At 43.7% G+C, this 24,791-nt stretch carries 21 protein-coding genes, 2 tRNA genes, 1 rRNA gene and 1 riboswitch; of the genes, 1 reads left to right on the forward strand and 23 read right to left on the reverse strand.

Annotated elements, in window-relative coordinates:
- The 12 genes from T541_RS0108380 to T541_RS0108435 form a co-directional block, all read right to left on the reverse strand.
- Positions 1–208 (reverse strand): 16S ribosomal RNA (locus tag T541_RS0108380); the annotation flags it as partial.
- A 159-nt stretch (positions 209–367) separates the two neighbouring features.
- A tRNA-Ser gene (locus tag T541_RS0108385) sits at positions 368–456 on the reverse strand.
- A 54-nt stretch (positions 457–510) separates the two neighbouring features.
- Positions 511–596, reverse strand: a tRNA-Ser gene (locus tag T541_RS0108390).
- A 217-nt stretch (positions 597–813) separates the two neighbouring features.
- A complete protein-coding gene (locus tag T541_RS21860; RefSeq protein ID WP_051538164.1) occupies positions 814–1,317 on the reverse strand; it encodes an acyltransferase in 504 nt (167 codons plus the stop codon).
- Positions 1,314–2,402, reverse strand: coding sequence for a glycosyltransferase family 4 protein (locus T541_RS0108400; protein ID WP_242840765.1), 1,089 nt, complete (start codon positions 2,400–2,402; stop codon positions 1,314–1,316). Before T541_RS0108400 ends, T541_RS21860 begins: the two co-directional genes overlap by 4 nt.
- Positions 2,403–2,490: 88 nt before the next feature.
- Entirely contained in the window at positions 2,491–3,198 is a 708-nt protein-coding gene (ispD, locus tag T541_RS0108405; protein WP_026652296.1) for a 2-C-methyl-D-erythritol 4-phosphate cytidylyltransferase, read from the reverse strand.
- A 73-nt stretch (positions 3,199–3,271) separates the two neighbouring features.
- Positions 3,272–4,366 carry a tRNA (adenosine(37)-N6)-threonylcarbamoyltransferase complex transferase subunit TsaD gene (gene tsaD / locus T541_RS0108410; protein WP_051538174.1) on the reverse strand — a complete coding sequence of 365 codons (1,095 nt, stop codon included), beginning with the start codon at positions 4,364–4,366 and terminating at the stop codon, positions 3,272–3,274.
- A gap of 41 nt (positions 4,367–4,407) precedes the next feature.
- Complete coding sequence (locus T541_RS0108415; RefSeq protein WP_026652298.1) at positions 4,408–4,983, reverse strand: DUF6715 family protein; 576 nt, start codon at positions 4,981–4,983, stop codon at positions 4,408–4,410.
- 33 nt (positions 4,984–5,016) lie between these two features.
- Positions 5,017–5,937 carry a ribonuclease Z gene (locus tag T541_RS0108420; RefSeq protein WP_026652299.1) on the reverse strand — a complete coding sequence of 307 codons (921 nt, stop codon included), beginning with the start codon at positions 5,935–5,937 and terminating at the stop codon, positions 5,017–5,019.
- 3 nt (positions 5,938–5,940) lie between these two features.
- Positions 5,941–7,149, reverse strand: a complete 1,209-nt coding sequence (locus tag T541_RS0108425; RefSeq protein WP_026652300.1) for a bifunctional tRNA (adenosine(37)-N6)-threonylcarbamoyltransferase complex dimerization subunit type 1 TsaB/ribosomal protein alanine acetyltransferase RimI — start codon at positions 7,147–7,149, stop codon at positions 5,941–5,943.
- Between the two features lie 15 nt (positions 7,150–7,164).
- Positions 7,165–7,602, reverse strand: a complete 438-nt coding sequence (tsaE, locus tag T541_RS0108430) for a tRNA (adenosine(37)-N6)-threonylcarbamoyltransferase complex ATPase subunit type 1 TsaE (RefSeq protein WP_026652302.1) — start codon at positions 7,600–7,602, stop codon at positions 7,165–7,167.
- Between the two features lie 213 nt (positions 7,603–7,815).
- Positions 7,816–8,583 (reverse strand): ECF transporter S component, encoded by a 768-nt coding sequence (locus T541_RS0108435; RefSeq protein ID WP_051538165.1) that lies wholly within the window; start codon positions 8,581–8,583, stop codon positions 7,816–7,818.
- A 124-nt stretch (positions 8,584–8,707) separates the two neighbouring features.
- Positions 8,708–8,826: riboswitch (FMN riboswitch) on the reverse strand.
- A 123-nt stretch (positions 8,827–8,949) separates the two neighbouring features.
- Between T541_RS0108435 and T541_RS0108440 the strand changes: the two genes are divergently transcribed.
- On the forward strand, positions 8,950–10,035 hold the full coding sequence (locus tag T541_RS0108440; RefSeq protein WP_026652305.1) for an HD-GYP domain-containing protein: 1,086 nt from the start codon (positions 8,950–8,952) through the stop codon (positions 10,033–10,035).
- A 96-nt stretch (positions 10,036–10,131) separates the two neighbouring features.
- Here the strand turns inward: T541_RS0108440 and T541_RS0108445 are convergent, their stop codons facing one another.
- The 11 genes from T541_RS0108445 to T541_RS0108495 all read right to left on the reverse strand — a co-directional run bounded on the left by T541_RS0108445 (position 10,132) and on the right by T541_RS0108495 (position 24,746).
- Positions 10,132–11,421, reverse strand: coding sequence for a UDP-N-acetylglucosamine 1-carboxyvinyltransferase (locus T541_RS0108445; RefSeq protein WP_026652306.1), 1,290 nt, complete (start codon positions 11,419–11,421; stop codon positions 10,132–10,134).
- Positions 11,422–11,508: 87 nt separating this feature from the next.
- Entirely contained in the window at positions 11,509–13,008 is a 1,500-nt protein-coding gene (locus tag T541_RS0108450) for a M23 family metallopeptidase (RefSeq protein ID WP_242840766.1), read from the reverse strand.
- A gap of 167 nt (positions 13,009–13,175) precedes the next feature.
- Positions 13,176–13,688 (reverse strand): hypothetical protein, encoded by a 513-nt coding sequence (locus tag T541_RS0108455; protein WP_026652308.1) that lies wholly within the window; start codon positions 13,686–13,688, stop codon positions 13,176–13,178.
- Positions 13,689–13,950: 262 nt separating this feature from the next.
- Complete coding sequence (locus T541_RS0108460) at positions 13,951–14,610, reverse strand: GTP pyrophosphokinase (protein ID WP_026652309.1); 660 nt, start codon at positions 14,608–14,610, stop codon at positions 13,951–13,953.
- Positions 14,611–14,632: 22 nt separating this feature from the next.
- A complete protein-coding gene (locus tag T541_RS0108465; protein WP_026652310.1) occupies positions 14,633–15,565 on the reverse strand; it encodes a glycosyltransferase family 2 protein in 933 nt (310 codons plus the stop codon).
- Positions 15,566–15,653: 88 nt separating this feature from the next.
- Complete coding sequence (locus tag T541_RS0108470; RefSeq protein WP_026652311.1) at positions 15,654–16,931, reverse strand: LCP family protein; 1,278 nt, start codon at positions 16,929–16,931, stop codon at positions 15,654–15,656.
- A gap of 94 nt (positions 16,932–17,025) precedes the next feature.
- On the reverse strand, positions 17,026–18,426 hold the full coding sequence (locus T541_RS0108475) for an undecaprenyl-phosphate glucose phosphotransferase (RefSeq protein ID WP_026652312.1): 1,401 nt from the start codon (positions 18,424–18,426) through the stop codon (positions 17,026–17,028).
- Positions 18,426–19,391: a glycosyltransferase family 2 protein gene (locus T541_RS0108480; RefSeq protein WP_026652313.1), complete on the reverse strand. Its 966-nt coding sequence runs from the start codon at positions 19,389–19,391 to the stop codon at positions 18,426–18,428. The genes T541_RS0108475 and T541_RS0108480 overlap by 1 nt, the downstream gene beginning before the upstream one ends.
- Positions 19,392–19,393: 2 nt before the next feature.
- Positions 19,394–20,797, reverse strand: coding sequence for a glycosyltransferase family 2 protein (locus tag T541_RS20690; protein ID WP_051538166.1), 1,404 nt, complete (start codon positions 20,795–20,797; stop codon positions 19,394–19,396).
- Between the two features lie 107 nt (positions 20,798–20,904).
- Complete coding sequence (locus T541_RS0108490) at positions 20,905–22,644, reverse strand: phospho-sugar mutase (protein WP_026652315.1); 1,740 nt, start codon at positions 22,642–22,644, stop codon at positions 20,905–20,907.
- A gap of 44 nt (positions 22,645–22,688) precedes the next feature.
- Positions 22,689–24,746, reverse strand: a complete 2,058-nt coding sequence (locus T541_RS0108495; RefSeq protein ID WP_034466572.1) for a glycosyltransferase family 2 protein — start codon at positions 24,744–24,746, stop codon at positions 22,689–22,691.
- Between the last annotated feature and the right edge of the window lie 45 nt (positions 24,747–24,791).

Below are 24,791 nucleotides of genomic sequence, written 5' to 3' on the forward strand. Positions count from 1 at the left end.
GACTCTGTGCGCTTATGCGGTATTAACAGCCGTTTCCAACTGTTATCCCCCAGTATGAGGCAGGTTGCCCACGCGTTACTCACCCGTCCGCCACTAAGATTTAACAAGAATCCGCCGAAGCCTCATCAGCGTTAAATCTCCGTTCGACTTGCATGTGTTAGGCACGCCGCCAGCGTTCATCCTGAGCCAGGATCGAACTCTCACGTTAAAAAGTTTGATCTGACCAGAACTAAAGCTTGGCTTTTTGTTCTGTCCGTTATTTACTAATTTGTTCTGAATAAATTCTCTTGGAATTTTTCAGGGTTGCATTACTGTTTATTTGTCAATGTGCTATTTAATTATGAGCCTTACTAGTTGCATAAGGCAACGCAGAAGGAGGGATTTGAACCCTCGCGCCGCTATTAACGACCTGCACCCTTTCCAGGGGTGTCTCTTCAACCACTTGAGTACTTCTGCAAAATAGTTGATTCACAATAAATATATTATTGTAGCAGCGTGTTCATAATTAAGCGGAGCGAAAGGGATTCGAACCCTTGTGGCGTTGCCGCCAAACGGTTTTCAAGACCGCCTCGTTATGACCGCTTCGATATCGCTCCGAGTGTCTTATTTACTTTAATAAGAACTTGCTGTGCTTTGGCGTGTTCGCCGCAGCGCAAGATATATATTAACAAAGGGGACCATACATGTCAAGCATGATTTTCAACTTTTTTTAAAAAATTTATAAATTATGCTTTATCATATCAATAAAAAACATCCAGCCGTAAAAAAACACAGGCTGGATGCATTTAAAAAGCGCATGGTTGAGCGATTCTTTTATTTCTTCTGTATTATCTTACTTCCATCGACAATTTTACCCTTAATTACGCTTCCAGCACCTATAACGCAATTATTTCCTATAGTAGTTCCTCTTAAAATTGTCACGTTAGCACCAATCCAGTTGTCATTTCCTATAGTAACCGGGGTACTTATAAACTCGGAATTACCTATATTTTTGAAGTTATGATCATGATCTACAATGACCACATTATTGCCAAACTTACAGTCGTCGCCTATTTTTACTGATTCAACGGCTGTAACACAACAACCTGTATTAAAGAAGCAGTGGCTACCTATGTTTATCTCACCACCATCAGCGACAAGGTACAGCTGGCCCCTGTTCTGATTGTATGCTCCCATCTTTATGCGGCCCTTTTTATATATCTCAGTATGAAGTCCACTAAAGGTCTGAATAAGGCCCGCAGAAAAGTGGCTACCATATCTAAGCTTCTTAAAGCCTACGCCTATTACATTTTTCAGGTATAGAAACGGTGATCTCATTGTTGTGCCCCCTCAACTTTCTCCGCCAATATGGCATTGTATACCTTTTCAAGTTTACCTATATGAACATCAAATCCAAATCCTTCGCTGGCAATCTTAAGGCTATTCTTTGACAGCTCTTTATAGAAGGTCTCTTTTTCAAATACCCTGGATATGCTTTCGCCCATACTTTCAGCATCACCAGGTTCATGTATATAACCACTCACGTCTTGGTGGATAAGTTGTGGTATTCCGCCTACGTTTGTGGATATCACAGGAAGTCCATAGGCCATGGCATCAAGAATAGCCATAGGCAGGCCCTCCTGATAAGAGGGAAGAAGAAAAATCCCAGATTCACGCAGATACTTATCCTTCTCTTCATTCCTTACCCATCCAGGGAAAAGAACATATGAAGAAATCCCGCGTTCATCTATGCTATCCTTAATATTCTTCTCATCTTCTTTAGTACCACTTCCGCCAAATACAAAGCTAACGTCAGGATTTCTTTTCACAGTAGCTTCAACGATACTGGCAAAGTCATAGCCACCCTTACGTTTGCCAAGCTCTCCAAGAAAAAGAACCTGCTTTTTATCAAAGCGGCTGTCTACCATGCTTTCAACGAAATCTTCTGATTGAGGCTTACAATAATTCTGAATGACCACAAGCTTCTCCTCTGGAAGGATGTTAAGAAGCTTCTCTTTCCATTCATCTGAAAGAACTATGACTTTAGAAAAGTTGCCAAAAACCTTTTTGATTCTTCTCTTTTTCTTTTCACTGGCCTTTACATAGAACGTATCGAAATCCGCACCATGACAGTGATCCACAATTGGAACGCCTCTCCTTTTAGCCATGTAGATAAATGGCTGCATTCTATAGAAGCTTCCACCAAAAGAGGAGTGTATATGAATCAGTTCAGGCTTGAACTCCTTTAGCATCTTGCTAAATTCAATATACGCTCCAATAGCTTTCTTGATCATCTTAAATGTGGATTTGTCACAATAAGATTCAATATATCTGATATTGTAGTCCTGCTCCAGAATGCTTCCATAGTAACCATTAGTCACTGCGGCAATTCCGCCCTTAACATCCTTTTGCTGAACTATCATACATACTCTTGGTTTGTTATCTTTTCCCATGTTATATACTACGCTCTTTATCGGTTTATCTTTTTACAAACTGCTTGTCTCTTGTTCATCAGTGGTTATTCAAAATCGCCTCTGCTGCAGGTATATCCTCAGGAGTTGTTATTTTGATATTGTTATACGAACCTTCCACCAGCTTAACCTTGGTGTCAGTGTAGTATTCCACAACCATGGCATCGTCAGTGATGTTAATGCCCTTTTCCATGAGCTCGCCCTCATCCCTGTCAAGCCTCTGGTAGAGGTCAAGGATCATCTTATAGGAAAAGACCTGCGGCGTCTGGATAAGCCAAGTCAGTGCCCTGTCAGGAGTCTCCTTGGCAAAACCGTCTTTATCTGCAATCTTAATGGTATCCTTAACAGGCATGCCTACAACGCAGGCACCGTACTGCTTAACCGCATGCAAAGAGCGCATGATGATATCATTATCCACAAAAGGTCTTGCACCGTCATGAATAAAGGCATAGTCGCAATCAGGAGCTGCTGCCTGAAGTCCAAGCCTTACGCTGTGATAGCGCGCAAGTCCGCCCTCAACAATGGCTGTCACCTTGTCAAAGCCGTACTTATTCACAATCTCAGTCTTTACATATTCAACATCGCCCCTGGAAACAACAAGAACTATGTCATCGATGATGCTTTCTTCAAAAGCCTTCAAAGAATAGTAGACCAGCGGCTTCCCACCGATCTCCATAAACTGCTTCTTAATGTCTGATTTCATCCTGCTGCCACTGCCTGCAGCCAGAACCACCGCAACTGTCTTCATACCAATCTCCCAGAGACGCCCGCATGCATCCCTTATCCGTTCACAATCTTTATGATAAAAGAACTATCTCTTTTTAGTTTTTATTCGCATGGAATCTACGCTCCCTGTCTCCCAAAGGAAGATTAGGAACCGCATTCATATCAAGACCGAATCTCACGCCCTTCTGATACTCATAATAAGCTGCAGCGCCGATCATTGCTGCATTGTCAGTACAAAGAACTGGTGATGGCCTGTAGAACTTTATCTTGTTAGCCTCACACTCTTTTTCCATAAGCTCGCGAAGTCCGGAGTTAGAAGCAACACCGCCTGCTATAGCAAGCTTATCGTAGCCATACTCCTTGCAGGCCTTGATTGCATGAGAAACCAAAACCTCCACAACGGCCTTCTGGAATGAAGCAGCCACATCCTTCTGATCAAGCTCCTGTCCCTGCATCTTAGCCTGGTTAATGTAGTTGAGAACGCAGGACTTAAGTCCGCTAAAAGAGAAATCGTATTCCGCATCAGGAATCTGAGCCTGAGGGAATGTAAAGGCGTCCGGATTGCCTTCCTTAGCCGCCTTGTCGATCTTAGGACCGCCTGGATAACCAAGGCCAATAGCCCTTGCAACCTTATCAAAAGCCTCTCCTGCCGCGTCATCTCTGGTCTGTCCAATGATCTCGTACTCACCGTAGTCCTTAACAACCACAAGGTGAGAGTGTCCACCGGATACCACAAGGCATACGAAAGGAGGCTCCAAGTCCTTATTTTCTATGAAGTTGGCGCTGATGTGTCCCTCGATGTGATGCACACCGATAAGAGGCTTACCAGTGGCAAAAGAAATAGCCTTGGCCTCAGAAACTCCCACTAAAAGAGCTCCCACAAGTCCAGGACCGTAGGTTACTGCCACCGCGTCGATATCATCCAATGTCATGTCAGCTTCAGAAAGAGCTGCTCTGATACAGCCATTCATCTTCTCAACATGCTTTCTCGAAGCAATCTCAGGCACAACTCCGCCGTAAATTGTATGGAGAGCAATCTGTGAAGAAATGATATTGGAAAGAACCTCTCTTCCGTTTCTCACTACTGCTGCCGCAGTCTCATCACAGGAGCTCTCAATGGCGAGGATAGTCACATCCCCGTCATTTGCTTTATTTTCTTTATTCTCAGACAGGCCATCCTTAATTGACATAAAGATAACGCCGTCTTCCTCAACATTCTTATTTATTTCCATTACTGACCATCCTTAGCAGTCCATCCTAAGATTTTCCACTTATTGTCACTATCTCTTCTCATATAAAAAGTATAGTAATAGTTTTCTCTTGTTTTACCATGCATAAGGCTAAAGTAGCACTCGATGTCGCACATCTTGCGGCCCTCCACCGTCACAATGTCAGGCTCATTCTTAAGAACCTGATAGGTAGAAAAGCTATAGCCCTCGTCCTTGCGACTCTTCACCTCATTAGTCATGGATTTGTAGAGGTTACTCTGATTGTTCAAAAGCTCTTCATCGAGAATTCCTGACAGAACTGCAATAATCTGTTGCTCCTGCTCTTCAGTACAATCCTCATTGTACAGGACTTTCATGATATCGCCGTAGAGTTCTACGACCTTCCTTGGGTCCGCCGGATAGTTGGTATCAAGGTTAGTGGTAGTGATCTTGTCTATATTAGTAAGCACATAGTCGTCACTGGCCTTCTTGCCCGGTCTTCTTGTCAGAATACTGAACAGACCAAGAATCACCAGTCCGCCAAACACCAGCAAAAGAACTGATTTTAAAACTGCAGATTTTGTCCCGTCTTTACTCATGTCCCCTCTTTTCTGCCCCCTAGGCATAAGCAATTAATCCTCAAACTTAAGTTCCACAGATCTTCCGTCCTTGGCCGCAATAGTATGCGGGAATATCTTCTTGGTATCCTTCATGAAATCCATTGGATTAACCAGTGATGGGCTGTAGTGTGTAAGCCACATTTCTCTTACGTCAGCCTCCTTGGCCATCCTTGCTGCCTCATAGAAGGTCATATGCTTGTACTCCCTTGCCTTCTTAAGCTTATCAGCTTCACCGTACATGCCCTCACAGATGAAAAGATCTGAATCCTTAGCATTATCTACAATGCTGGAAACTGGCCTTGTATCTGTCACGTAGGTGAGCTTTATTCCCTTTCTCTCTGCACCAAGCACCATATCAGGTGTATAAACGCTTCCATCATCAGCTGTAACTGTGTTACCCTGCTGAAGATCATTCCAGTACTTCCTGTCGATGCCTGCACTTGTGGCAGCCTCAACATTAAACTTGCCCTGTCTTCTAAGATTCATGGTGTAGCCATAGCAGGTAATATTGTGATTAACCTTGAACGCCTTAAGTGTGAAAGCAGGCATTCCATATGGTTCAAAGCTAAGCTCATCCCCTTCGATCTCTTTAAACTTAATCTCAAAGGGCAGCTCTGGCGCGATTACTCTCAGGGCATTTACTACCCTTTCAAGTCCCTTTGGTCCCACAAGAAGCAGTGGTTCCGTTCTCTCCGCATTACCCATTGTTAAAAGAAGTCCTGGCAGACCGCTTATATGATCTGCATGGAAGTGGGTAAAACAGATAATATCGATAGGCTTGGCACTAATTCCCTTCTTTTTCATGGCAATCTGTGTTGCCTCGCCGCAATCGATAAGAATACATCTTCCGTTATATCTCACGATGCAAGAAGTGAGATAACGGTTTGGAAGTGGCATCATTCCTCCAGTTCCAAGTAAACAAACATCTATCATAAGTTAATTCCTTTTCCAATAAATTACTGCGTCATCCTTAGGATCCTCATAGAATCCAGCGCGAACGCCCTCGCTTACAAAACCAAGCTTCTCATAAAGCCTTCTGGCTGGTGCATTGGCTGCCCTAACCTCCAGAGTATAAGCCTCAATGCCGATTCCTCTGCCTCTTTCAAGGAGCTGCTTAACCATCTTGTAGCCTGTGCCCTCATTCCTACAGTCAGGAGCCACAGACACGTTAGTGATCTCGCCCTCTCCGGAAATATTCTGAACACCGCAAAGACCCACAATCCTTCCAGCCTTCTCAGCCACCACATAGATAGTGTCATCCCTTGTAAGAGCATCCAGAAGCTGCTTGGAGTTCCAGGCCTCCTTCCCAAGATTAGCCTTCTCCAAAGCTGCCGCATCATCAAGATCCTCAGCGGTCATGGGCCTAACCCTGATAATACCTGGTGTCTTAGGCTCTTTCTTCTTAGGAGCATTCTCTTTTCCCTCTGAAGCCTCGCGTTCAGCCTGGGAAAGTCTTAAATAGTCAGGAGCAAACTCATCTGAGGACATGGTCTTGCCTTCCTCAAGATACTGCATTGCAAGAGGCAAAAGAGCTGCTGCACTCTGCCTGTTCTGATGCATAGGCGCAATGGAATATGGTACCTTAAGCAAATTCTCAAGCTTGTCTCTATATACTGGAACGCCGTCTCCAAGAAGGATTGCCGGCTTACCAATCTCATTGATCATCTCAGCAATCTCATCCACAGAGGTAGCGAACTGCTTGTGAATGATCTGCATGTCAAAGCGCCTCTCCTGGATCTTGCCCTCAGGATTGGCTGGAACAAAGGTGTAAAGTCCCGTGTAGACCTGACCTCTTCTGGCATCCATCATAGGACATATGACCTTCTCGTTGCCGTAGAGGTTGTAGGCAATTCCATCCACAGTAGGAATGGCAATCACAGGCTTATCCAGAGCAAGAGCCAGACCCTTAACTGTGGCACTTCCAATACGAAGTCCCGTAAAAGAGCCAGGTCCTTTAGCCACTGCAATGGCATCGATGCTCTTAAGATCCAGATTGACCTTCTTACACAGGTCATCCAGCATTGGCATCAAAATCTCTGAATGTGTAGTTTTGTACTGAATCGAGAACTGTCCAAGGAGAATGTCTCCGTCGGAGATGGCAACACTGGCCACAAGTCCCGATGTGTCTATTGCTAATATCTTCATTTGTACTCTCTTTTTTTATTTTTTGGTAACTGTAATAAGGCGGTAATCAAAGCCTTTTTCCAGATTTTTCTCAATAACTATTTCTGTATAGTGCTCAGGAAGGATCTCCTCGATAAGGTTGGCCCACTCGATAAAGCATACGCCTCCACCATAGAAGTAATCCTCATATCCAATCTCATCCATCTCGCTGACGTCTCCAATCCTGTAGACATCGAAATGGTAGAAAGGAAGTCTCCCACTGTCGTAAACCTGAAGGATTGTAAAGGTCGGACTGCTGACAGGCCCCTCAATCCCAAGACCCTTGGCAACTCCCTGGGTAAAGACAGTTTTGCCAACGCCCAGGTCACCGATCAGCGTAAACACAGAACCGGGAGCAGCGCTCTCTCCAATTCTCTTACCTATCTCGAAGGTTTCCTCAGGGCTATTCGTTTCCAGCTTAGTAACTATTTCCATAAAAGCCTCACACTCTCAATAAACATACTTTCACGTTTATAGTATACCATGAAAGCGCAAGGGCATGGTAGATAACTATAAATCATGTGCCGCCAGCGGCCAGATGGCATTAAAAAACCGCCAGGGTATTGGCTCCCCTGACGGTCTGTTATAAATAAAAGATTTGGAGTTTAAAAATCGGTTTTGTTATAGTTTCTGCATTTATTAGTTCTTTTATGAAGCCTTAACTTCCTTCTTCTTAGGCGCTGCCATTGGCTCTGCCTTTAAAATTGGGCTCAGCGCTTTGTATAAAACAAATGTGATTGAGCTTGCTGCCACGCCCTTGATAACGTTGAATGGAGCTACGCACACAAGGCAGAACTCAAATACTGTGTCGATGAATGAGAAAATCTCTGTTCCAGCAGCGATGATGTTGTTGATGCCGCCGAACATAGCTGCATATGCAGGAATCATGAAGTAAGCATTTAAAAGAGCTCCAGCAAATGCGATAGCTATTGTAGCAATGATACAAGAAATAAGTGCATTCTTTCTGGTCTTCTTGAATCTGTAGATAGCAGATGCTGTTCCAACAAATACAGAGCCAACAACGAAATTGGCGATCTCACCAACAAATCCGCTTGTTGTTCCCTGAAGGAGCAGGTTAAGAAGCACTTTGATAAATTCTACGATAATGCCAGCAAAAGGTCCGCAGGCAAATCCTACGATAAGTGCAGGCACATCACTGAAGTCCAGCTTGTAGAATCCAGGTGCGATGAATAAAAGTGGGAATTCAAAAAGCATGATAACAAAGGCGATAGCTCCGAAAATACCACAGATTGCCATCTTCCTTGTATCAAGGATCTTGGTCTTTCCCTCTTTGGATGCAGCTCTTTTCTCCACTGCGTAGGTGAGTACAAAAGCGAGAACGATGAGCACAAGTAAGCCTACAAAGTGCTGCCAGTTCGAACCAATTGCCTTCACCAGTTCTGATAAGTTGTTCATTTTGTTTTCTCCTTTTCTTTCCATCGGGATTGAAAGATGAGGTTATCCGAAGATAATTCAAAGAAAAAATGAAAAAAGCCTGGGTCATTAATAGACTCAGGGCTACCACAAGAAATAAATATTGCGCATTCTTCTCTCATCCAGACTATACTGTCGGTCTTGGAGTTCCACCAAGTCAGCCGCCGTAGCGGGTCGCGGACTATAACCGCCGGTTGGGATTCACACCCTGCCCCGAAGAATTATATTTTTATAATGCTATGTTAATCTTATGACACAACAGTGTCAACCCTAAATTGACAATGAATTATTGGAATTCTATAATTATATTAACTATTTGACTTTATTTCGGTTATGTATGAGGCCTCTATGAAGAGAGTTGTTACCAAAAAGCTGGCTCCTGGCATGGTGCTGGCCAACGACGTTCACACATATGACTCGAATATTAAGCTCCTGGACAAGGGCACCATCCTGGAAGAAAAAGACATCGCAAGATTAGCTTTTTATTCTATTCTTGACGTGCTTGTTGAGGATGATCCTGTTGAAACCGAGGCTCTTACAAGCTTGGAGAATTCCGAGCTTTCTTATTCTGAGAGATTAAAACAGTCTGAATCCTTCAAGGAATTCAAAGCTGACTTCGAACAGTGCGTAAATGGATTCCAGAATTCCATTAGAGATATCATTGACAATAACGACACCTACAAGATGGAAGAGGTTATGGCCCCTATCTACAAGCTCCTTGGAAAGGGTCACACAGCATCCAGTATTTTTGACATGCTCCATAACCTTCGAGATTACGACGATGCAACTTATACCCACAGCATTAACGTGGCCCTGATCGCTAACATCCTGGCTCAGTGGCTTAAGTGGGACGAATCAGAAATAGAGATTGCAACTCAGGCCGGACTTTTCCACGACATTGGAAAAATCATGATCCCAAATGAGATCATTACTAAGCCCGACAAGCTCACTTCCCACGAATATGACATTGTTCAGACCCATCCACAGCGTGGATACGAGGTTATAAGAAACCTTTCAATCAGTGCTCACGTTAAAAACGCCACACTTATGCACCACGAAAGGTGCGACGGAACAGGTTATCCACTTCATATCAAGGCTCCTCAGATTGATAAGTTTGCCAAACTCATCGCCATCGCTGATGTTTACGATGCCATGACTAGTGCAAGATACTACAGAGGTCCATTGTGTCCATTCATTGCCATATCCATGTTTGAGGATGAAGGTTTCCAGCGCTACGATCCTGAGATGATCCTGGCATTCCTTTCAAACATCGTTGATACCTACCTTCTTAACAGAGTAAGGCTCAATACCGGCGAGGTTGGCGAGATCGTGTTCATTAACAGGAACAAGTTCTCCAAGCCCACCATCAAAATCGGCGAGGACTACGTGGATCTGTCCAAGTGCCCTAACGTCTATATCGCGGAGATTATCTGATCTGTTAAAAGAGCTAGCTCTTTTAACCACAAGAAAGCAAAAGAAAAAGCAAGTTTTCCACAAAGGAAAGCTTGCTTTATTATTTGCAATGTCGAATCAGGCATGTTTCATCTTAAATTTCTGGATATCTCTGTCGCAATCAACCTTCTCGATCTGACCACCAAGCTCTCTAAGCTTAGCATCGAAATCCTCGTATCCTCTCTCGATATACTGGATATCCTCGATGGTTGAATAGCCCTCTGCTGTAAGAGCAGCGATAACAAGTGCAGCGCCGGCTCTTAAATCCGGTGCAGAAACAACAGCGCCAGTGTACATATCTACACCCTCGATAATGGCTGTGCTTCCCTCAACCTTGATGTTAGCTCCCATACGGGTAAGCTCATCAACGTACTTAAATCTATTCTCAAAAATACTCTCAGTTACAATACTGATACCACTGGCAAGTCCAAGAGCTACAGTGATCTGTGGCTGCATATCTGTTGGATATCCAGGGTATGGAAGTGTCTTAACATGAGTGTTCTGAAGTCTTCTTGTAGCTACAACACGAACAGCGTCATCTGACTCATGAATCTGGCATCCCATCTCCACAAGCTTGGCACTGATGGACTCAAGGTGCTTAGGAATAACGTTCTTAACTGTAATGTCACCCTTTGTAGCAGCTGCTGCCAACATAAATGTACCAGCCTCGATCTGGTCAGGAATAATTGTGTACTCTGTACCATGAAGCTTCTCAACTCCGCGAATCCTGATCACATCGGTACCAGCACCCTTGATATTAGCTCCCATACTGTTAAGGAAGTTAGCAAAGTCAACTACGTGAGGCTCCTTAGCTGCGTTCTCAATGATAGTCTTGCCCTCTGCAAGAACTGCAGCCATCATAATATTGATAGTAGCGCCAACACTGACAACATCAAGGTAAATGTGATTACCTACAAGTCTGTCTGCATGAGCATCGATAATGCCGTGCTCTATATTAACCTGTGCTCCAAGAGCTGTGAAGCCCTTGATATGCTGGTCGATAGGACGAAGACCAATGTTACATCCGCTTGGAAGAACTACTCCAGCCTGCTTGTACTTTCCAAGGAAAGCACCAAGAAGGTAATAGGATGCTCTGATCTTCTTGATATAGTCTTCAATCGTAAAGTTATTAACCTGTGAGGCGTTGATCTTAACCTCATGTCTGCCAACTCGGTCTACAAAAGCACCGGTGCTGGCTATCGCCTGAAGCATAGCGTTAGTATCTGATTCATCAGGCATATTATCTATATAGACGGTCTCGTCTGTCATAGTAGCAGCCGCTAAGATAGCAAGAGCAGCGTTCTTGGCTCCGCCTATCTCAACCTCTCCTACTAAAGGCACACCGCCTTTAATTACGTACTTTTCCATATGCAACCTCTCTGTTGCCATTGCAAAATATTTGTCTTGAACAAAATATAGTTATATCACAATTAGGTCAATTTGTAAAACTTGGTATCAGTTCAGGTAATTAAGTGGGTTAACCTGTACACCGTTAATTAATATCTCAAAATGCAAATGCGGTCCCGTGGAAACACCGGTATTTCCTGAAAGGGCAATCTTCTGACCCTGAGTTACACTTTGTCCAACAGAAACAAGTACTTTAGAAAGGTGACCATATCTTGTCTCCCTTCCGTCTGGATGCCTGATGTATACGCAATATCCATATCCACTTCCCCAACCGGCTCTTGTTACAACACCGGAGGAAGATGCCATTACAGCGGTACCAACTGGAGTAGCCCAGTCTACACCCTTATGATAGGAGCTGGCGCCCTTTGTAGGAGCACTTCTTCTACCAAAGCCTGATGTAAGACGTCCGCCGGAAATAGGCTTAACATATGTAGGAGGTACAATTGTACCCTTTTCAACAATCTTAGGAACTGCCTGATAGGTCACTTCCTCTTTTTCTATCTCTCTGCCATCCTCACTGTTATCAGTAAAGGTTACCAGCGCAACCACCTTACGATGGCCAGCTGATGGCTCCTGTAACACCTTGGTCTGTGTGGTGTACCAGGAATCATTGTAGACATACTCAACCTCAGCCTCGTAGTCCTCTTCATAATACTCTTCGATAGTATAAACAACAGAAAGCTCAGGCTCAGGAACAGTTACAATAAGCTCATCCTGAGGTCTGATTCTGGTAAACTCGTCCTCCAAAGACTCATTCATCTGAATAAGATCATCAACTGTAAGGTCATACTTAAGAGCGATGGTACTAAGGGTATCACCGGACTGAACCTCGTAGATCTGGTTAGTCTCCTTATCCTTGGTCACCTCGTCAATAGCGGTGCTAAGTACAGTAAGCTCCTCATCTCTAAGGTAACTCTCCACAATCTCAACCTTATCGCCAAAGTCAATGCTCTTAAGGCCCAGGTCATAGTCAGAGAAATCCTTGTCATAGGCAAGAGGTGTAGCCTCGTTTACAATGTCAGAAACCTCAGCAAAAAAGCCTGCTTCTGGCATACTAGTCTGGGCGATCTCCTCTTCCTTCTTAACCTCTTCCTTACTCAGAACCTGAGTTGTAAGCACATTAACCTCTCTGGTTGGGTCAAGTACAAGGTTAACGTCATACTGGTTCTCTGTATCGTAGTTAGAAAGAGCTGTCTCAAGAAGCTCATAAACTTCATCAATGCTGGCAAGGTTAATTGAGAACTCGTTGATTTTGATAGAGTACGCTCTGTTAAGAGTATCTCTTTCATTTGCTAAAAGAACCTGCTCCATAGCCGCAGAAACAGTATCCAAAGAGTCTACTGTTCCAACTAAAACGTTCTGTCCCTCTATGGAAATGTCACAATTAACAAGTGTAAGCTCATCAGTATCAGATGATATAGCCCTTCTGGCATTCCTATAGGCTGCGTAGGCATCATCCTTCTTAGCTACAGTTCCAACTGCCTGATCATTGAGATATACAGTAAAAATGTTATTGTCGCCCTTTTCAAACTTAACAAGACTAGGCATAAATAAAATCCAAAGTCCAATTACCACAAGGGCTGAATGTAAAAACCAAATCTTTATTTTGTTATGAAAAATCGTGTTACCAAACTTCATTAAAACTAATAATTCCTTACTATTTATTGTCTTGTGCATAATGCACTATGCCAAAGGTCAGTAGTTCCAATCTGGCATCAGAGAATTCCAATTATTCTCAATATATTAAGAACAAGATCAGCACCTGCTATTATGAGAGTTACGATAAGTACTGGAAGAACAGCACTATTCTTGGTCTCTATAGCGATCTGAATTGCCTCGAGCCTTCTGTTAAGCTCTTTGAATTCATCCTGGTTCTTTTCCTGATTCTTTTCAAGAACTGCCTGAACATTACGATAAACCTGTACACCGATGTCATGGATCTTGGTATCACTATCATCCATGCGCTTAGTAAGAGCATCAGATGCCTGCTTAAGTGAAGACTCTGCTCCCTCAAGAGAATTGGAATACTTCTGTGAATTCTGCTCAATAACATCAAGCTGAGCCTTATACTCCTTGGCGTTCTGTCTCATCTCTTCAAGCTGCGCCTTATAGTGCTCTGCTTCCTGCTTGATTCTCTCTGCTTCCTTACTCTCTGCCTGGGAATTAGCCCTGATAATATCCTGGGCACTAATCTTCTCAGCAAGCCTGTTCATGAAATTATCCACCATAACTCCTCCCAACATGTCTTATGGTCTGCCGACCTTAGTATCATACATTTATTATACAAATTAGACAAGATTCTTGGCTTAAAAAATCATTTGTTGTACACTTTTACCATTTGTTCATGTACAGTTCATAGTTTGTTCATATTTGGATTGTATATTATATACATGGTCGGTGATGAACCGACGTCCTGAAAACGAAAGATAGATTTTTTCATAATAGGGTAGGCGCGGCGACGTGTCTACCCACTCCTCATTTATGGGGGTATTATTTCCCCATTTGTTCTTCAATAGCCTGAATCTCATCATTAAGAGATAACATTCTGGCATCAAGATCAGCCACCATTCTTGCGCACTCATAGAGCTCAGAATTGATGTGAGTTGGAGCCTTGCCTTCAAACTTGTACTGAATCTTATGCTCAAGAGATGCCCAGAAATCCATGGCTACAGTTCTGATCTGAACCTCCACCTTCACATTAACAATTCTGTCAGAAAGGTACACAGGAATGGAAACTATCATGTGATAGCTTCTGTAACCACTGTTCTTAGGATTCATGATGTAATCCTTAACAGTAAGAACCTGAATATCCTTCTGATTGGAGATCATCTCTGCGATACGATAGATATCTGATGTAAAAGAGCATATGATTCTAATGCCCGCAATATCATTGACATAGCGGACCATGTTCTCGATTGTGGATTCATAGCCATTTCTCTTAAGCTTCTTGACTATGCTCTCAGGAGCCTTAACCCTGGCCTTAACGTGCTCGATAGGGTTGTATCTGTGAACCTCCTGAAACTCCTCATTAAGGATCTCAATCTTAGTAGTAATCTGCTTAAGGGCAGAATTGTACAAAAGATTAACTTCCTCCCAGGTATTAACATCATCTGAAATCTTGATATTACTTGTAGTAAGGTCAATTTCCATCTGTAAATTATCCATAATAAACCTACTTCTTCCAATACTCTTTGTTCATTGAAAAAGATTTTACCATGCCCTTAGGGAGCTTCTTATAATTCTTACCAAGCTTAAAGCCAAGCCATCTGCATCCGCACATGATAATGTAGTGAGGAATGAGATACCCCTTTCCGATGTGTCTGAAGTGATCTATGGTCTCCTTGACCATCTTCTTCCCCTCAGACTCGGAGCTGATGCCACCAAAGATTTCTGGATGATCAGCCTGGGATACGCCTATATCGAAGTTCCTGTGGAACTGCTGAGCACAGCTATAGTTGTGGGAGTGGATAACTCCTGCCTCTGGAACATACATGATCGCATATCCCTTCTGGCACAGATTACCAGCATAGACCATATCCTCATTAAAGATAGTCTTCTTGGTAAATCCACCTATTTCATTATAAACGTCTCGCCTATATATGGCACATACATTTGAGCAAAAATACGTCTTAATTCCAAGCTTTGGAACATCTGCCTGAGTCTTCTTAACAGCCTCATTAGGATAGTTGAATTTCCTTGAATATCTCTCTGCAAGGTTACAATCTGTCTTAGGATACTGTCTTGCATAAGCAGCAGCCACATCACCGCCAAGAGCCTTGGCAAGGCTGGAGATAAGGAACTTATCCCTTGGGAAGGCATCCTGAGTCATCATCATAAAGTAATCAGCATCAGAAAGAGCTACTCCCATATTTCTGGTCTGTCCATGGTCGAACTCTTCCTTGGTCACATGCTTAACGATAATGTTGTCGTAGCGCTGACATGGATCCTCATGAGTATCATCAAGGAGCTTATCCCAAAAGCTTTCTTCCGTATTCATGATAATAATGTGTGATGGCCTAAGAGACTGTTTCTCAAGATCATCAATAAGCCTAAGCACAGAATTATCCGGTTTGTAAGTAGGAATAATAATATCTACTGTAGTCATCTTATTACCTGTAGTTATCCAAAATAATATTACACAAAGCGGGCCAAGGCTCTACGCGAACCCGGCCCGCAAATTAAATACCTATGAATTAGTTAAGATAGCCGCTGGTATCAGCCTTAATCTTATCACTATATCTCTGAACATCAGAGGTTACTTCATAATCAGCATCATCAAAGAGGAACTGGTGAAGCCACTTAACATTGGATGCAAGGTCAACTGCTACTACACAGCTTCCCTTCTTACCAATTGTACCAGTAGCACGCATGCTCTCCTCTGGGAATCCACCGTTGTCTACAACATTGTAGTTGGCAACATTCTTAAGAAGCTTAAGAATATCATCCATATCAAGAGAAGTGAATGTCTCACTAAATACGCTGTTAGCCACTTCCTCAAGCTGTGAATAGCTCATAGTCTTAGCCTTGTCGAGAACTGCCATAAGAACTGTTCTCTGACGCTCAGCACGTCTGAAGTCATCACCTGCTGTATATCTGATACGGCAGTAAGCTGTAGCCTGAAGACCGTTAAGAGTCTGCTTACCTGCGCTTGTAACTGGTGTGTACTGAAGATTAAGCTCTGTAGCCATTGTTGACTGGTAGTTGTTAAGGTGAGAAATCTCTGCCTCTGTAAGCTCGATCTCAACACCGCCTACAGCGTTAACCACATCAGTGAGGCCTCTGAAGCCGATAGTTACAAAGTCCTGAATATCCATATCCAGGTTCATGTTAAGCATTGAAATAGCCTGCTCTGGGCCACCCTCTGCATAAGCTGCGTTACACTTAGTATAAGTATCATTACTAAGGTTAAGATATGTATCACGATATACTGAGCAAAGCTTGATATCGCCTGTAGCATTGTTGATAGAAGCAATGATGATTGTATCGCTTCGTGTATTCTTAACAAGCTCTTCATCACGGGCATCAACACCGAAAAGTGCGATGTTGGTGTAGCCTGACATCTGTTCATTGTCAGCAACGCCTTCGTTGATACTCTTGTTGATAGCTTCCTCGTCAATCTTAACCTTGTTAACCTGTGTAACATCCATCTTAACAAACAATGTGTATGCTACAAACAGGAGAATGCAAAGAACTAATAACTCTGCTATAAGAATTGCAACTGTCTTCTTGCTGTTCTTACCGTTCTTGCCCTGTTTTCCTCCATTTCCCCTTGGAGCTGGTGCAGATCTTCTTGATGGCTCCCTGTATCTGTCGTCTCTGTAGTCTCTTGACTGGCCTCTTGAGCCCTGTCTTGATGCCTCTGGGCTAGGTGCCTTCCTGCGAACAGGTCTGTCATCATATCTATCTCTGCTGTCTCTACGAGATGGTCTTCTGTCACCTCTGTCATAGTACTCGTCATCACGGTTAGACATAGTATATCTCCTTATCCCAACAAATAAATTTGACAAAAAAAGTCATAAACACCAACTTATTTTGCCACAATTAAAGAAAATATACAACCCCATGTTAGTAAGCATTTTTGTTAACGAAGCCGTAGCGCAGTGTTCCCAGGATAATCTTGATGTCAAATCCCATGGTCCAGTTCTCAATATAATAAATGTCATAATCGATTCTTTTCCTGATGGAAGTATCGCCACGATATCCATTTATCTGCGCCCAACCGGTAAGTCCCGGTCTAACCTGGTGCTTAACCATATATCTAGGAATCTGCTCTTTAAACTTAGCCACAAACTGAGGTCTCTCAGGACGTGGTCCCACAAGACTCATCTGGCCAAACAAAATATTAAAGAACTGAGGCATCTCATCGATACTGGTCTTTCTAAGGAATGCTCCAAAGTTGGTAACTCGTGGATCTCCCTTGGTGGTCCAGCCCTTCTTTTCCTCAGATTCTGTCTGAACTCTCATGGTCCTGAACTTGTACATCATGAATGGCTCGCCGTTAAGACCGATTCTCTCCTGCTTGTAGATGATAGGTCCTTTGCTGGACATCTTGGTACCTATTGCCGCGAACAGCATAGCTGGTGAGAAAAGAACTATAGCAATCAGTGAGCCTATGATATCCACTACTCTCTTAGCCATCTTGTTAAAAGAGTTAGAAAGTGGAACATATCTGATATTGATAACAGGAAGTCCCTGAACATCCTCAGTGTACGGATTACTTGGGAAAAGAGATGAATAATCCGGGATAAACTTGGTGTGAACACCGGACTTCTCGCAAAGAGAAACCAGCTCTTCCAGTCTGTCGTAGTCATCCAGAGGAAGGGTAATTGTTATCTCATCGTAGTTACTGTGCTGAAGATGGTATGGAAGCTGAGAAATCTCCCCCACAACCTTGATTCCGTGATAGCTTGTGCCAATAGGAACCATATCATCAAGAACGCCTGCGATCTCATATCCCCAGGAAGGGTTCTCTAAAATCCTGTCCACATAAGCCTCTGCAGCCCTTGAATAGCCAACAAGAAGAATATGCTTGATGTTGTAGCCCTTGCGCCTTATAAAACGCAGGAACTTACGAAGGATCACTCTTGCAATTGTTGTAAATGTAATATTCAGGAAGAAGAAGATGAAGGCCATCTTACGGGAGAAGTCATCCTGGTGCAGCAACTGCAAAGTCACGAAATACAGCACCAGACCTACAATGTTGGCCTTAACAATGTTGACAAACTCATCCCAAAGACGAAGTGCCCTTCTGGAAGTGTAAAGCTGCATAAAGAAATACAGCAGAACATAAGCAGGCACAATGAAATAAAGAGTACTAAAATAAACTTCCATTGGCAAATGCGGTGTATTGCTTGCCAGGAAGGATTCAAACTTGATGTAGTAGGACAACATATAAGAACCGGCTACGATAAGCCCGTCCGAGATCACATGCGCCCTGTTTAAATGTTTCTGGTTATCCTTGATCATTAAACGACTCCGACCCTTCTTGCGCAGTTGATCCAAAGCTCAAGCTGAAGCTTCAAACTGTTAAGTAGCTGCCTGCGCCCAAAGGGAACTCTTTTATCAGAGTTCTTATGTATTTTGGAAAAGCCCTTAAGAAGTCCCTTAACATGAGCCTTTCCCAGCCCCTTACTTGAATAAAAGGCATGCTTAATGATTATCCCCAGCAATATCAGCGGTAAATTCAGGATAAGCTGATAAATGGGCATAACCTTGTATATTAAGTATAAATTATTAGCAGCAGTTAGTTCAACCTTAAACTCATTGTGTCTTGAGCCGGAACTTGCGCTTCCCACGTGGTACACAATGGATGAAGGCTCGCAAACGTTGATATATCCGTAGAGTCTGGCCCTGTATCCCACATCAACATCCTCAAGATAGCAGAAATGGGCATCATCAAAATAGCCAATCTCCTCAAACACAGCCTTTCTGTACATAGCTGCCCCTGCACAGGCGCTGGTTACCGCCTCTCTGTGGGAATAATACTTGTTATCCTTATCTCTTCCAGGAGAAAAAGCCCATCCCAAGGCGCAGTAAAGATCCCCGCTGTCATCGATGTTGTGGGGCTCCTTAACCTGAAGCATCTTAGCCTGGGCACTAAAGAGCATCTTCTTGCTGTTCATGGCCTTATAAAGGGCCTCAATAGCTCTTTCATCGCAAATGGTGTCATTGTTTAAAAGAAATACAAACTCGCCGGAACTGGCCTTGATTCCTTCATTTACAGCATGGGCAAAGCCTGTGTTTTCATGTAGATCCATGACCTGCACCTCTTCATAGTTCTTTTTAACAAAAGAGATACTGTCATCCGAGGAACCATTGTCCACCATTATTATGTCAAAGTCCTTAAACGTCTGCTTTCTAAGACTCTTAAGGCAGTCGTTCAAAAATACTTTTCCGTTGTAATTAGGTATAACTACTGTAACCTTTGCCATATTTAAATCCTTTTAATCACCTTAGGATCCCAAATAGCGCGGCATCCACGTTTAGACAGCTCTTTTCCCAGCTTAAGGTTCATGTTCATGATCTCGTCCTGGCTGGCGCCAAAGAACCTCTCATCGGCCATTTCGCCCTCTCTGTTAAAGGTATCCTCATAAGGAATTCCGGTAACCTGCTCGTAGACCTCCCAGAAATCCTGACGCAGAGACAGGCATCTCACATCCACAGTATAGCAGTTCTGCATAAGAACCGCACGGTGCTGAAGTCCGCCGCTATAGCCAAGAGGAATTCCCTTATAAAGAGCTGTTCCGTCCTTCTGGTAAATTCCGCCAGCGACACGGCCTCTTTTACTGACCAGCTTGCCGCCAACGCAGGCCACATCCTTTCTCTGGGAAAAGATATCACCCTGATAATCCACTCTGTAATAGCCAAGGTGCATAAGTGGTGTAACCTTAGCCTCGATGCCATTGTCCTTAAGAATGTCTATTATGGCGTTTCTGCCGGATTCATAGGCATAGGACTTGCTGGCAGGATTGGCTGCCGTTGAGCCCTTGTGGCATCTCCAGTGATAGAGAACCTTGCCCACGTGCTCGATCTGATTAGCTGCCATTGGCATTGATAAAGTGGCTTCGCAGCAGACTCTAAGGAAAAGATCATAATCCTGGGCCCCATCGTATCTGGAGCGGAGCTTAAGACGCTTTAAGATATCAGACCTAATCACTGTGAAATGGCAGATATAGTTATTGGATAAAAGATAATCCATATTAAAGGCAGGCTTTGCGTGATGTTCGTAGCAGTTATCAAGGGAGTCCTCAAACTTATCCTCATCGGAGTAGATAAGCCTTATTGGGCAGCTACTGTACTGGGACAGTTTATTCTGCTTCATGCTCTTACGGATGACTCTGGACATTTCATAGAGAGCATCAGGAGCAAGAACATCGTCGTGGTCCAAAAGACCTATGTAATCGCCTGTTGCTTTTTTGATACCCTTGTTGGTATTCTCGGCGATTCCTTCATTGGAGCCAAGGTGGTAGTAGGCAATTCTTGGATCCTTAGCCGCATACTCTTTTACCGTATCAGAAGGCTCTGGGGAGGCGTCAGCGATCACCAGCTCAAAGTTACCGTAGGTCTGGTTAAGGACAGACTCGATCATCTCCTTTAGATACTTTTCCGGAGTATTAAAAAGAGGAACTACAATGCTAAATCTAACACAGTTCCCCGCCTCTGCAAGGAGCTTGTACTCTACTCTCTGCTCCTTGAGCGCCTCCTCTGATGGAGGCATATATTTATATTTGTCTCTGAATTTAAGTGAAAGTCTTTCAAGGGCAGCAAAAAATGCGGCCTTAGCACCATTGCGTTTCGCATATGCTATTGTTTTGTTAGCCGCATTTCTTATTCCCATTGTTAACCTACCAGTTATTTTTTATTTTTTCATAATGAAGTTCTGCTCTCGCTTCGCTCGCCAGAACAAAGTTCGATCACGGAAATTAAAAATTTCCTATCTCACTTTTATCCGATTACCTTCTTTACTGCATCAGTTAATTCATTCTGAAGCTTATCAGCATCTGCAAGATTCTTACCCTTTACGCCCATGTAGAACTTGATCTTAGGCTCTGTACCTGAAGGTCTTGCACAGCACCAAGCATCATCGTTAAGTGCAAAGTAAAGAACGTTAGACTCAGGAAGTCCTGTCTCGCCTTCCTTGCCTGTAGCCATATCAAGAGTCTTGCCAGTCTTGTAGTCTCTGAACTGCTCAACTGTCCACTGACCAAACTCCTTAGGAGGATTGCTACGAAGTCTCTCCATGAGAGCCTTGATCTCCTCAGCACCCTCTTTACCCTTCATGGTAATTGAGTACTGACCCTCCTTGTAATAGCCGTATTTATTGTACATGTCGATCATTGCATCCCAAACGCTCTTACCCTGCTTCTTGTAGAAGGCAGCAAGTTCACAGAGCATCATAACTGCAACAACGGCATCCTTATCTCTTGCATGGGTTCCAGCAAGGCATCCATAGGACTCCTCAAGACCGAATACATAGTTATGGGACTGACCATTCTCCTCGTAGATCTTGATCTGCTCACCGATGTACTTAAAGCCTGTGAGAACTTCCTTGTAGTAAAGGCCATAGCTCTCAGCAACTGCCTTAGCCATGTTTGTTGTAACAATAGTTGTTACGAATGCTGGATTAACAGGCATTGTACCTGTAGCCTGTCTCTCTCTAAGAATATACTCTCCAATGAGCATACCGGACATGTTACCGGTAAATGCTACATATTCGCCAGTCTTTGTGTCTTTTGCATAGATTCCAAGACGGTCTGCATCTGGGTCAGTTGCAAGAACGATATCCGCATCCTTCTCCTTGGCAAGCTTAAGAGCAAGCTCGAAAGCCTTAGGATCCTCTGGGTTAGGATAATCCAAAGTTGTGAAGTCAGGATCTGGAAGCTCCTGCTCTGGAACTACAAATACATTCTTAAAGCCAAGCTCCTTAAGAACTCGTCTTACAGGAAGGTTACCTGTACCGTGAAATGGTGAATATACGATAGTGAACTTATCAGCCATCTCGTCGATAACATCCTTATGGATGATCTGCTTCTTAAGCTCAACCATGTACTTATCGTCAATCTCTGTGCCAAATGGAACGTAAAGGCCCTGAGCCACTGCGTCCTCTTTGGACATAGTCTTAACATCGTGATAATCAGTGATAGCAACAACTTCTTCGATGATACCTGTGTCATGAGGAGGTGTTACCTGTGCTCCATCCTGCCAGTATACCTTGTAACCGTTGTACTCTGGTGGATTGTGAGATGCAGTAACCATAACACCGGCGATACATCCAAACTCTCTAAGTGCAAATGAAAGCTCAGGTGTAGGACGAAGAATGTCACTTACATAAGCCTTGATTCCGTTAGCTGCAAGACAAAGAGCTGTCTCGTCAGCAAACTCAGGTGAGAAACGTCTGCAATCAAAAGAAATAGCTACGCCCTTCTTAGCTGCGTCTGGTCCACCATGCTTTTTAATATAGTTAGCAAGGCCCTGTGTAGCCTTACGTACTGTGTACTTGTTCATTCTGTTGGTACCAGCTCCGATAACACCACGAAGTCCGCCTGTACCAAACTCAAGCTCTCTATAAAATCTATCCTCTACCTCTGCCTCATCATTTCTGATGGAAAGAAGCTCGTTCTTAGTCTCCTCATCAAAGTAAGAATCATTAAGCCAATATTCAAACTGTTTTGTAGCCTCACTCATCTTTTTATCCTCCTTGTTGTTTCGATTATATCATAATTAACGCATTACTGCGTCCTTAGGCTTGAGTAACCCTCCACATTTAAGCTAAAGTCGCTTCTATCAAGAGAGAAGTTAGGATTGTAGTAAGGATCTCCCTTATCCAGCACCTCTTTCCACTTAGTTCTGAAGTGCTCGGACTCTCCCTCGTATCTCTTGGCATTCTCCCCCTCAAGATCGAGACCTCTTGAAAGAGACTCGTAGTGATAGAGCTCTGCAAATGGTGTAAATACGTTGAGATAGTTCTTTTCCCTGAGCTTAAGGCAGAAGTCCACGTCGTTAAGACTTACCTGGAAGGACTCATCAAAACCGCCCACCTCATCGTACTTAGCTCGGCTCACCATGAGGCAAGCACCTGTAACAGCGCTGACATCCTGGGCATAGCAAAGTCTTCCCATGTAGCCAAGGTTCATTCCGGCCTGGCCATAGTGGGAATGTCCTGCAGTTCTGTGAGCTCCAAGCTTGAGAACCACGCCTGCGTGCTGGATCTTGCGGTCTGGGAAGTAGAGCTTGCCACCAACGGCGCCCACATCCTTACGCTGAGCATACATCAGAAGCTCCTCGATCCAGTTAACGGTAATAACCTCTGTATCATTGTTCAAAAGAACTATGTAATCTCCGGTAGACTGCTTAACACCGTAGTTTACTACTGCTGAATAGTTAAAGGCTGGCTTGGAGCCGTCAGCATTAAGGTGCTGGCCGTTCTCATAATAGTCCACAACCTTAACGATATCCTTAAGTGGACCGGTCCTGAGCTCATCGTAATAAGCCTTAACTCCGGTACCTGTGCTGCCATTTTCAACCACGATGATCTCGTAGTTGTCATAGACAGACTTCTCAAATATAGATGTAATGCACCTTTTAAGGTCTTCCTCGTGCTCACAGCTAGGGATCACGATGGAAACCTTAGGATTACCCTCCACCTCATAGGTGATCTTGAAGATAGTCTCAAAGGCCCTTGTACTTGTGATCTTGAAGTGCTCATAGCCGTGACGACGCAGATGGTCTGCCACAGCACCCTTTGCCGCATCAATGGCATAAGGCTTAGCACTGATATCAGATGCCACAGAACCCGCATGGCTTCTCCAATAATAAAGAAGCTTAGGTATGTGGACGATGTGCTTAGCTTCATCGGTAAGCCTTAAGATCATGTCGTGGTCCTGGCTTCCGTCAAACTTAGTTCTGAAGAGCTCTGTGCCCTCCAAAAGATCTCTTTTAAATACACTGAAATGACAGATATAGTTATTAGCACGAAGATTATCAATTGCATAATCCGGCTTAAAGTGCATGGTTATCATCTTGTTGATGTCGTCGCCCTTGAAGGTGGTCTCATCACAGTAGATGTAATCTGCATTCTCCTCGTTGATGGCCTTTACATACCAGTAAAGAGCCTCTGGATGAAGAATATCATCGTGGTCAAAAAGACCTATATAAGTACCCTCAGCCATTTCAAGGCAGTGGTTGGTGTTGCCTGCGATTCCCTCGTTCTTTTCAAGCTTCTGATAGGAAATCTTGCAGCTTCCATCTGCTCTCAAAGCCCTTTGGTCAGCTGATAGCTCTTTTACAATAGCTGAAACTGTGCCTACGTGCTGATCATCTGAACCGTCAGCAAGGCAAAGCTGCCAGTTGCCGTAGGTCTGATCAAGAACAGATCCGATCATGTCGCGAAGGAACTTCTCTGGTGTGTTGTAAAGTGGCACCAGGATTGAAACAAGGACCATGTTGTCAAACACAGTCTCCTGCTGAGCCTTACGTGTAGCCTCGTCAGGGAAGCTCTCTGTACCGTAGTGGGTCATGGCCTTCTTCTCAATCTGCTTGTACTTGATCTTGGCGATGACACCCTTAAGGGAGCCCTGATTCCTTATTCTGTCTCGTTGTCTAATAACAAAGTGCATACTCTTCCTAAAGGGAGTGGATGCCTTCCAGATAGGATTGTTCTTGATCCTGTTAAGCTTGAACTCAAGCTCCTGGTTCTTATTCTCAAGCACCGCTACCTTCTCAGCAAGATCAGCTGTCTTAAGCTTTTCTCTTTCGTATGCTGCTTTATAATCTTTCTCTTCTGCCATTACTATTTCCTAACTACTAATTCTACTTATTATTCTTAAGGCCTG

It is taken from the genome of Butyrivibrio proteoclasticus P6B7, assembly GCF_000622085.1.
Classification (GTDB): domain Bacteria; phylum Bacillota; class Clostridia; order Lachnospirales; family Lachnospiraceae; genus Butyrivibrio; species Butyrivibrio proteoclasticus_A.